This window comes from Actinocorallia herbida, assembly GCF_003751225.1.
GTDB lineage: Bacteria > Actinomycetota > Actinomycetes > Streptosporangiales > Streptosporangiaceae > Actinocorallia > Actinocorallia herbida.
In genome coordinates this window covers 6,398,331-6,410,099 of sequence record NZ_RJKE01000001.1, presented here as the reverse complement: position 1 = coordinate 6,410,099, position 11,769 = coordinate 6,398,331, and the positions used below count along the sequence as shown (strand labels likewise).

The 11,769-nt window shown below is 68.4% G+C and carries 1 protein-coding gene; it reads left to right on the top strand.

The window, feature by feature from the left end; translation table 11 throughout:
* Positions 1 to 95: 95 nt before the first annotated feature.
* A complete protein-coding gene (locus EDD29_RS47820) occupies positions 96 to 11,042 on the top strand; it encodes a LamG-like jellyroll fold domain-containing protein (protein WP_123667525.1) in 10,947 nt (3,648 codons plus the stop codon).
* Positions 11,043 to 11,769: the final 727 nt, after the last annotated feature.

Below are 11,769 nucleotides of genomic sequence, written 5' to 3'. Positions count from 1 at the left end.
CCCGTGACGCTGCCTTACTTCTAGGTCGTCTGGCATCTGCCATGGCTGGAAGTGGCTCCCCGTGCCGGGGTTGCATGAGTTGCAGAGGTGGGTCAGTGCAGCTGTCACTGTCTCAAAGCGTCATCGGCCTCCTGATCCTCCTCCTCGCCTACCGTCTGGGCAGCGCGGCGGGCGCGGCATGGCCGCGCCTCCGACGCGGCGGGCCTTCGGCCCGGCGCCCGCGCAAGCGCACCGCCCTGCCGCGCCGCGGCGTGGCCTGGGTGCTCCTCGCCGCGGTCACCGTGACGCTCACCGGAGACCCGGCCCGTGCCGTCGGCGAGCTGCCGACCAACCCCACCCCGGCCCTCAGCCTGCCGAGCGGCAGCACCGTCCTGGCATGGCTGGGCGGCGAGCCCGCGCCGGGCTGGAAGAACCTGCCGCGCCAGGAGGGCGACTCCCCCGACGGAGCGCCCCCGCCCGCCACGTCCGAGGACACCCGGTCGGGCAAGGGCAACGGGCACACGCCGAAGCCCGGCAAGGGCGAACTGCCCGCTTACGAGCCGCTCGAGCCGAAGCACGAGAAGGGCCAGAGCGCCAAGGGCGTGGTCGGCTACGTCGCCAAGACCAGCAAGCGGAACTCCGGCAAGTCCACCGCGACCTCGGACTACTACGACAACGCCGACGGCTCCCACACCCGGGTCATGAGCCAGGCGCCGGTGAACTTCCGGGACGGCAAGGGCGAGTGGAAGCCCATCGACCCGACGCTCCAGACCCAGGCCGACGGCGACCTCGCCCAGACCGCCAACGGCGTCGGCACCGAGTTCGCGCCCTCGGCCGCCGATCCCGAACTCGTCAGGATGTCCGTCGACGGCTACGAGGTCACCTACGGGCTCCAGGGCGCCGCCCCGGTCGCGCCCGTCGTCCAGGACACGCGCGCCACCTACCCCGACGTCCTCGCGCAGACCGACCTGGAGCTGGAGGCGACGCGGACGGGCCTCAAGGAGACCCTCGTCCTCAAGAACGCCGACGCGGCCTCGCAATGGGTCTTCCCGCTCGACTCCGGTGGCCTCACCCCCGAACTCGACGCCAACGGCGGCGTCCTGTTCAAGGACGCCAAGGGCGAGGTCGTCACCCGCGTCCCGGCCCCCTACGCCGAGGACTCCAAGTGGGACCCGCGCTCGGGCCACCCCGCGATGACGCACGACGTGGAGTTCCAGCTGTTCGAGCAGGACGGCCGGACCTACCTCGCGCTGACCCTCGACGAGGAATGGCTGAAGTCCCCCGACCGCGCCTTCCCCGTCCGCGTCGACCCGACGTACACGATGTACTCGGTCTCGACCTACGTCATGACGAACTGGGACGGCGACCACTCCGCGGAGCGGACCATCGCCGTCGGTTCCTGGGACAACGGCCCGCACACGGCGCGCTCCTACCTGAAGTTCCCGGACCAGGTGCTGGACGGCTCGGGCGTGACCGTCACCGCCGCGAAGCTGAAGATCTTCAACATCTGGGCGAGCACCTGCTCGGCCCAGCAGTTCGACGTCTTCGAGGGCCTGGAGCCCTGGGAGACGTGGGACGCAAAGATGAGCACCTACGCCACCTCGCCCGGCTTCACCCAGTGGCTCGGATACGGGTACAAGGCGGTGCCCAACGCCTGCGCCAACAACGGCGGCGTCAACCCGGACCCGGCGGTCGGCGACCTGTTCGAGGTCTCCCTCGACAAGAACATCATCAACGGGTGGGCCCAGGGGACCCGCGAGAACTACGGTCTCGTGCTCAACTCCCCGGTCGACGACAACGCGCACTGGAAGCAGTTCGCCTCCTACAACAACCGGGACAACCCGCCGAGGCTCGAGGTCACCTACACCGGGACGCTCCCGCCGCAGGTCCGCAACCAGGCCCCGGCCGACGGGTACGTCGCCGACACGCTCACCCCGGCCCTGTCGGCGACCTCGACGGTCGACGCGGCCGCCACGGTGGACGGGGTCCGCTTCCGCGTCTACGACTCCGCCGGCACCCAGCTCGCCGACTCGGGCAACGTCGTCACCGCCAACAGCAACGAGTCCTGGACCGTGCCGTCCGGTGTCCTGGCCTGGGGCAAGTCCTACTACTGGACGGCGCAGGCGTTCGACGGGGTGAACTACGCCCCGGACTTCGAGACGCTCACCCTGTCCACCCAGGTGCCGCAGCCGGAGATCCTCTCGACCCTGTCCCAGAACGGCGACGAGGGCTACGACCCGGTCAACGGCAACTACACCACCACCGCGACCGACGCGGAGGTCGAGACGGTCGGCCCCGAACTCGCCGTCAGCCGCGACTACAACTCCCGCGACCCGCGCGTGACCGGCGCGTTCGGCGCGTCCTGGTCGAGCGTCTTCGACGCCAAGGTGGCGCTCCAGTACGTCGGCTCCACCACCACGGTGAAGAGCGCCAACGTCACCTACCCCGACGGCTCCGTCGTCGGGTTCGGCAAGAACAGCGACGGGACGTTCTCACCGCCGTCCGGCAGGTTCGCCACGTTCCGGTCCACGAGCGCCACCGACTACACCCTCACCGACAAGATGGGCACCGTCTACCGGTTCGCCCAGAACCTCACCGGGGGTGTCACCGGCATCACCTCGATCACCGACGCCAACGGCAGGGCGCTGAACTTCACCTGGACGGGCGCGGTCATCACCAAGGCGACCTCCGCGACGTCGGGACGATCCCTGTTCCTCACCTGGACCACGCCGACCGGGACCGCGAACCAGCACGTCACCACGGTCAAGACCGATCCGGCGACCGCCGGCCAGGCCGCCACCGCCGAGACCTGGACCTACACGTACACCGGCGACAGGCTCAGCCAGGCCTGCTCCCAGGGCTGCATCCAGTACACCTACGAGTCGGGCTCGAACTACCACAGCCAGGTCCTCGACCAGGGCGCCGACTCGTTCTGGCCGCTCGCCGAGACGTCCGGCGGCGTCGCCTACAGCGCGGCGCTGGAGAACCAGGGCTCCGACAACGCCCTGTACACCAACGTGACACTCGGCGCCGCAGGCCCCCTCGCGGGCGGGCAGGCCACCGCCGCGACCTTCAACGGCACGAACTCCGGGGTGCAGCTGCCCCGCACCTACAAGATCGGCACCAAGCGGCCGCAGGGCGTCTCGCTGTGGTTCAAGACGACGACCGCCGGCCGCGTCCTGTTCTCCTACCAGCAGGAGAACCCGCTCACCACCGCCACCGCGCCCAGCGACTACACGCCCGCGCTCTACATCGACAGCAACGGCAAGCTCAACGGCACGCTCTTCACCAACAACACGGCCACCCAGTACTCGCCGATGGTCAGCGCGGCCGCCGTCACCGACGGGAACTGGCACAACGCCGTCCTCACCGGCGACGGCGCCACCCAATGGCTCTACCTCGACGGCCAGTACGTGGACTACCGCACCGGCCTGCACGAGGTCCCCGGCCAGTGGACCGACATCGTCGGCGCCGGCTACCTCGGTTACAAGTGGCCGAACCAGCCGAACTACTCCACCAGCGTGAAGACCGGCTACGCGTCCTTCTTCCAGGGCTCGATCGCCAACGTCGCCTACTTCGACAAGCTCGTCTCCCCGGCCAACGTCGGGGCCCTGTGGCAGGCGTCCCAGACCCCGACCGCGTTCCTGAAGACGATCACCCGGCCGTCCGGCAAGGCCTTCGCCGCCGTCGACTACGACCTCGTGACCCGCAACGTCACCAAGGTCACCGACGAGAACGGTGGAGTCTGGGAGCTCGAGAAGCCCACGGTCTCCGGCTCCAGCAAGGTCTACCGGGGCTCCGTCCTCGGCTCGGCCCCCGCCACCTACTTCCGGCTCGCCGACGGCGCGGGCGCCTCGCAGGCCACCGACGACCTCAACTCCGGCACCGGCACCTACGGCAATGTCACCCTCGGCGGCCTCGGGCCCTTCCCCGACTCACCCGCCGCCAAGTTCAACGGCACGACCTCCTACGTGGAGCTGCCCGCCAACAACAGCGTCGGGACCAGACCCGGCTCGGTCGAACTGTGGTTCAGCACGTCCTCCGCGGCGGGCGGTGTGCTGTACGCCCAGCAGGAGAACGCGCTGCCCGGCGCGACCTCGGCCGCCGGCGCCGCGGTCCCCGCCCTGTACGTCGGCACCGACGGCAAGCTGCACGGCAAGTTCTGGGACGCCAACGGCACGGGCAGCCCGCTCGTCTCGGCGGGGAAGGTCAACGACGGCAAGTGGCACCACGCGCTGCTGTCGGCCACCGCGAACTCCCAGACCCTCTACCTCGACGGCGCGGCCCAGGGCACCGTCAACGCGGCCCTCGTGCAGACGGTGGCCAACAAGGTCTACGTCGGCGGCGGCTTCATCACCAGCGGCTGGGCGGCGGCTCCGACCAACGTGTACGGCTACCTCAACGGCTCGATCGCCCACGTCGCCTACTACCGCGGCGCCCTGTCCGCCGACGAGGCGACCGCCCACTTCACGGCGGCGAGCCTGTCCGGCGGCCTCGCCCCGGTCAAGTCGGTCCGGGTGAAGGACCCCGGCGGCGCCTACCTCACCCACGAGTACGACCTCGCCAATGGCGGCCGGCAGCTCGCCGTCACCGACGGGCTCGGCAACCGCACCGCGTTCGGCTACGACACCGGCGGCTTCCTGCGGACCACGACCGACCCCAACCGCAACGTCGACACGACCGGCCACGACGCGCGCGGCAACGAGATCTCCAAGACCACGTGCCAGAACCAGGCCGAGAACAAGTGCTCGACCACCTATTACAGCTACTTCCCCGACGCCACGACGACCCAGCTCACGCCCAACCCCAAGAACGACGTGCTGCTGACCGTCCGCGACGGGCGCTCCACCGGCCCCACCGACGACACGTTCCTCACCGTCTACGCCTACGACGCGGCGGGCAACCAGACCCAGATCGTCACCCCGCCCGTCCCCGGCTTCCCCGGCGGCAGGTTCACCAACACCTCCTACACCGACGGCACCACCATCGCCGCCGCCGACAGCGGCTACGCCCCGGCCGGCCTGCCCTACCGCACGGTGTCCCCGTCCGGGGCGGTCACGCTCGTCTCCTACTTCCGCAGCGGCGACGTCGCCTCCGTCACCGACGCGGCGGGCCTCGTCACCCGCTACACCTACGACGGCCTCGGCCGCCCGCTCACCAAGACCACGGTGTCCGACACCTATCCGGCGGGCCTCACCGAGAGCTACGTCTACGACGCCGTCGGCCAGGTCGTCCAGGAGAACGATCCGGCGATCCTCAACCGGGTGACCGGCGCGATCCACACCGCGCGGACCACCACGGTCTTCGATGTCGACGGCAACGTCACCTCCCAGACCGTCGCCGACCTCACCGGCGGCGACGCCTCCCGCGCCACGAGCGCCACCTACAACGCCCGCGGCCAGATGGAGACCAGCACCGACGGCCTCGGCAAGGTCACCTCCTTCACCTACGACGCCTACGGCAACACCGCCACCGAGACCGACGCGTCGGGCGCGGTCACCGCCTACACCTACGACGCCAACGGCAAGCTCCTCACCCAGAAGCTCCAGGCCTACACCGGCGACCCGGGCAACCCGTCTGCGCCGCACGACCTCGTCCAGCAGGCCAACGCCTACGACCCGGCGGGCCGTCTCGCCTCCGTCACCGACGCGATGGGCTACACGACCCGGTACACCTACACGAACAACGACCTCGTCGCGACGGTCACCAAGGTCGACGCCGCGGGCCAGAACCCGTTCGTCGAGCAGGACAACACCTACGACGCCGCGGGCAACGCGATCAAGCAGGTCACCAACAACGGCGCCACCACCGCCCAGTCGACCGTGGACACCGCGAGCCGGGTCCTCTCCACGACCATCGACCCGACGGGCGTCAACCGCAAGACCACCTACGCCTACACGCCCGACGACCTGGTCGCCACCAGCACCCAGTCCGACGCCGGCGGCTACCCGACCGTCACGTCGTTCTCCTACGACCCCATGGGCCGGGTGACCAAGCGGTCGGTCATGAGCGACGACCCGGGCCACCCCGTCGCCTGGTGGAAGCTCGACCAGACCACCGGCAAGACCGTCCACGACGACTCCGGCACCGGCTTCACCGCCGCCGCGGGGACCGGCGTGACCTGGGCGGACTCCGCCGCGGCCCTCGACGGCACCGCGAACGCCACGATCGCCACCAACGGGCCGGTCGTCGACACGTCCCAGTCGTTCTCGGTCTCGGCCTGGGTCAAGCCGAACACCCTCACCGGCGCGCAGACCATCGCCAGCCAGGACGGGGCGCGCCAGAGCGGCTTCGTCCTGAAGTACGAGCCTTCCGTCGGCAAGTACGCCTTCCTGCGCGCGAACACCGACACCGACAACCCCTCGGTCTGGTCGTCGGCGGTCAGCACCACGTCCGCCGCGGTCGGCACCTGGGCGCACCTCGTCGCCACGTTCAACGCCGCCGACGGCTCGATGAAGATCTTCGTCAACGGGCAGCAGCAGGGCACCGCCACCGCCGCGACCCCGTTCAACGGGACGGGCCAGTTCGTCGTCGGGCGCGCCAAGTGGAACGGCTACCTCGTCGACTACGCCAACGCCTCCATCGGCAACGTCCAGGCCTACAACCGGACGCTGTCGGGCACCGAGGTCACCAAGCTGTTCACCGGCGGCCGCGGCGGCGCCACCACGGCCGCCTCCACCGCCGTCACCACGAAGTACACCCTCGACAAGCGCGGCCTGCCGACCCGGATCACCGACCCGAACGGCAACGCCACCGACCTGGTGTACGACGAGGCGGGCCAGTCCGTCGTCGCGACCGGCCCGACCGTCAACGTCGAGACCGCGGGCGGCACCCCGGTCGCGCAGCACCCGGTGACGATGACCGGCTACAACACCTTCGGCGAGCCGACCGAGGCGCAGGACGCCAACGGCAACGTCACGACCACGACCTATGACGCCGAAGGGCAGCAGAAGTCGGTCGTCATGCCGCCGTACACCGCGCCGGGCGCCAGCGCGCCCACCCCGTCGTCGCAGAACTGGACCTATGACGCCGTCGGCCAGGTCACCCAGATCGCCGACGGCCTCGGGAACACGACGTCCTACACCTACGACCAGCTCGGCAACACCGCCTCCGTCGAGGACGCCGACGGCAACGTCGCGACCACGGTCTACGACGCCAACAGCCGCCCCCTGGCCGAGACCTCGCCCACGGGCGCGCGCACCCAGGCCACCTACGACCACCTCGGCCGGACCCTCACCACCACCGAGCTGGAGCGCTACCCCTCGCCGGTCGCCGCCACGACCACCTACTCCTACGCGTCTTCCGCGACCAACCCCGGCGGCGCCTTCCTCGCCTCGGCGACGAGCCCGCAGGGCCGCACGACGACCTACGGCTACAACAAGGTCGGCGAGCAGACCGCCGAGACCGACCCCGCGGGCGCCACCACCACGACCGCCTACGACAAGCTCGGCCGCCCCACCAAGGTCACCGCCCACGACGGCACCGCGGTGAGCGTCGGCTACGACGTCAACGACAACCCGATCTCCACCAAGAAGCTGGGCACCGACGGCACGACCGTCCTGTCCACCGCGACCGCCGTCTACGACGCGGCAGGGCGCAGCGTCTCCACCACCGACGAGCGCGGCTTCACCACCACCTTCACCCGCGACGCGGGCGGCCTCCTGACCTCGCAGACCGAACCCGTCACCGCGACCACGTCGATCGTCACCGGCTTCGGCTACGACGCCAACGGCAACCGCACCCGCACCACCGACGGGCGCGGCAACTCCTGGATCTACGGCTACAACAGCTGGAACCTCCAGGAGTCGACCCTGGAGCCGACGACACCGACGTACACCGCGGTCGCCGACCGGCGCACGCTCATCAGGTACGACGCCGACCAGCAGGCCACCTCCCAGATCCTGCCCGGCGGCGTCACCGTGAGCGCCCAGTACGACGACCTGGGGCGCCTCACGACCCAGTCCGGCTCCGGCGCCGACGCGGCGACCGCCACCCGCACCTACACCTACGACGACGACGGCAGGATGCTCACGGCCGCGACCGCCTCCATCGGCATCACCGTCGCGTCCACGAGCGAGACGTTCACCTACAACGACCGCGACATGCTCCTCACCGCGGCGGGCTCGGCGGGCAGCAGCAGCTTCGCCTACGGCACCGACGGGCTCCTGGCCTCCCGGACCGACGCCGCCGGCACCACCGCCTACGGCTATGACACCGCGGGCCGCCTGTCGACCCTCGACGACCCGCTCACCGGCACCCGACTCACCTACGGCTACGACACGATGTCGCAGCTGACGTCGATCGCCTACGGCACCGCCAAGACCCGGTCGTTCACCTACGACACCAGGCACCGGCCCACCGGCGACACGCTGAAGACGAGCGCGGGCACCACCATCGCGTCCGTCGCCTACGGCTACGACGACAACAGCAACGTCACGTCCAAGACGACGACGGGCGTCAACGGCGCGTCGGCCAACACCTACACCTACGACCGGGCCAACCGGATCACCGGCTGGAACAACGGCACGACGACGACCGCCTACGCCTACGACGCCTCGGGCAACCGTGTCCAGGTCGGCGCCGAGGTCTACACCTACGACGCCCGCGACCAGCTCACCTCGGACGGCCACACGACCTACGCCTACACGGCCCGCGGGACGCTGTCGGCGCAGACGGGCACCTCGTCGGGCACGTACACCAGCGACGCGTTCGGCCAGCAGATCACCCAGTCGGCCGGAGCCGCCGGAACACAGACCTATCTGCTCGACGCCCTGGGCCGCGTCATCACCAGCGGCGGCCCCAACCCGCACACCTTCGCCTACTCCGGCATGGAGAACACCGTCGCCTCCGACGGCTCCAACACCTACAGCCGCGATACGGGCGACGGCCTGGTCGGGATCGGCCTGACAGGCTCTCCATCGGCGTCGGTGCTGGCCTGGACGGACCGGCACGATGACGTCATCGGGAACTTCACCACGGCGAGTACGGGCCTGACGGGTTCGACCACGTATGACCCGTTCGGCAAGAAGACCGCGAGCGCGGGCATGGCGGGCAACGTCGGCTTCCAGTCGGGCTGGACGGACGCCTCCGCCGATCGCGTGAACATGACGGCCCGCTGGTACAACCCGGCGACGGGCCAGTTCCAGAACAAGGACACCTTCGACTCCACGCCGACCCCGAACTCCGCCAACGCCAACCCGTTCGCCTACGTCGCCGACAACCCGGTGACCGGCACGGACCCCTCCGGCCACTGCTGGATCTGCGGTGTGGCGAAGAAGGCCACCAGTGCGGTGTCGACCGCCTACAACTACACGACCACCGCGGCCTCCACGGCGTGGAAGAACACGACGAGCTACGCGAATTCCGCCTGGAACTACACGGTCCGGACCGCCAAGACCGTCGTCCACAAGGTGAAGGACGTCAAGAAGAAGGTCACCAAGGTAGTCAAGAACTACTACCAGAAGGCAGTGAAACGCGTCCGCGAGATCAAGAAGAAGGTCGTCACCGTCGTCAAGAAGGCGACGAAGAAGATCGCCAAAAAGGTGAAGACGGCCGTCAAGAAGGTCAAACAGGCCGCGAAGAACGCCAAGAAGGCCGTCAAGAACGTAGCCAAGAGCACCAAAAAATGGGCGAAGGCCAACGCCTCCAAGATCGCCACAGTCGTCTCGATCGTAGCCTCTGTCGCGGTCTTCGCCGGCTGCGCCGCGGCCCTGGGCGTGGCCACGGGTGGCATCGGTGCCATCGCCGGCGCCGCGGCCTGCGGCGCGGTGGCAGGCGCGGTCGGCGGCATGATCGAGCAGGGCGGCAAGTGCATCGAGGGCCAGAAGGGCGCCTGCTCCACGGGCTCCTTCATCAAGTCCGGCGTCCTGGGCGGCGTCACGGGCGCGGTCGGTGGTGCGATCGGCGGCGGCATGGGCGGTCTCCTTGCGAAGTCCGCCTTGAAGAACTCCCTGCCCAAACTCGTCGGCAACGTCCTGGACGGTGCCGTCACAGGCGCGGTGAGCGGGGCGGCGGAGAACACCGTCACCTACGGCATGACCTGCGGCAGCTCCAAGGCCGGTTGCTCCTGGTCCGGCGCGGGCCAGTCCGCCAAGGACGGCGCGGTCACCGGCGCCCTCTTCGGCGGCGGCGGCGCCTACCTGGGCAACAAGTTCTCCAAGTCCAAGCCCGGCAAGCAGTCGGAAGCAGACGACGGCATGGGCGCCTCCTGCCCGATCAAGCACAGCTTCACCGGTTCGACCAAGGTCCTGATGGCCGACGGCTCGACGAAGAAGATCAGCGACATCAAGGTCGGCGACAAGATCAAGAACGCCGTTCCCGCAATCGAAGGCAAGACCCAAAACCACAAGGTCTCTCGTCTCATCGTCACCCCGGACGATCGCGACTTCATCGACCTGCGCATCTCTTCGGCCAAGTCCCCTCGCGGTCCGCCGGCCCTCCTGACGACGACCGCTCACCACCCCTTCTTCAGCTTCACCCAGCAGTCGTGGGTCGACGCCGCCGACCTCCGCCCCGGAGACCAACTCCAGCAGATCGACGGCACCCGAGCCCTCGTGGAGACCACCCGGTCCTACCAGGCCACCGGAGTAACCACCTACGACCTCACCATCAACACCCTCCACACCTACTACGTCCTCGCAGACACCACCCCCATCCTCGTCCACAACTGCGGAGATGATCCGCAGAGCGCGCCTGGGGGGAAAAGGGGCCCTGCGGTAAGTATCAAGAAGCTGAAAATGGCGCTGGGTCGTGCTGGTATGGGCGTATCTGATTATGATATAGTGCACGTTTCGGAAATCAGTATCGGTGGTACTCCGGCGTACGGGGTCAGTCCGCATACGGGTTCGGGCATGCCGCAACTGGGGCCCAGAGGGCGGCCGCTGATCAATATTTCGGACATGGGTCTATCGGATATGCAGACTGCGGTGACGACCGTGTTCCACGAGATTCGCCACCATCAGACCTTCAGGCTGAGAGGTCCTGACAGCGTGGGTGGCACTGAAGCGGCTGCAGAGGACTACGGAGTCATGATGTGGCAGCAATTCACGAGGAGGGTGAAATAATCGGTGCGGCGTCAACCTTTCTCTGCAGATGAGCTTGCCGTTCTGGGTGCGGGTCCTTCCTTCCTGGACGATCAAAGTGAGCGCGTATGTCCCGGGTGCGGGCAGATCTCGATAAGGGCATATGCGCGGAAGTCTGCCCGAGCTGGGAAACTGTCCTTGGTGACATATGTTTGGTGTGCCTCATGCGGCCGATTCATAGGATCGACGGGGCCCTATCCACGAGGGCTGGTAATCCATGATCGGTGGATGAGATCGGATCCCGATGGCTGGAACGAGTTCGACGTGAGTTTGACCCGGATGCTGAGTGCGCTCAATCGGCTTTGGTCGGGGGGTGTTTCGCCGCAGAGCTTTTCCTGGGAGTGAGCGGCTTGTGCCCGCTCTGCCGGACCCCCACCCACTACGTGCTCGCCGGTCACACAACAGTCCTCGTTCACAACGCCAACAGCAATTGAGCCAGGGAAAATGACGCTTCGTAAACAGATGGAAGACCTGGTGGCAGCTGGCCCGCTTCCGCGTGAAGACTCAGCCACTCCTGATGATCTCGAAGGTCGAGAGAGCCTTTTGGGGCAGATTGTTGCTCCAATCTCTGACGAGGAGGCGAAAGCTCTTCTTTCGGTCTTCGGTCCGGATGGGTGTTTCGGCCTGGCATGGACAGTCCTCCACCTGATCGAAACTGCTCCGAGCGCCCTCACAGCGGATTACTCCCAGTTTTCCGAGAACGAGTGGG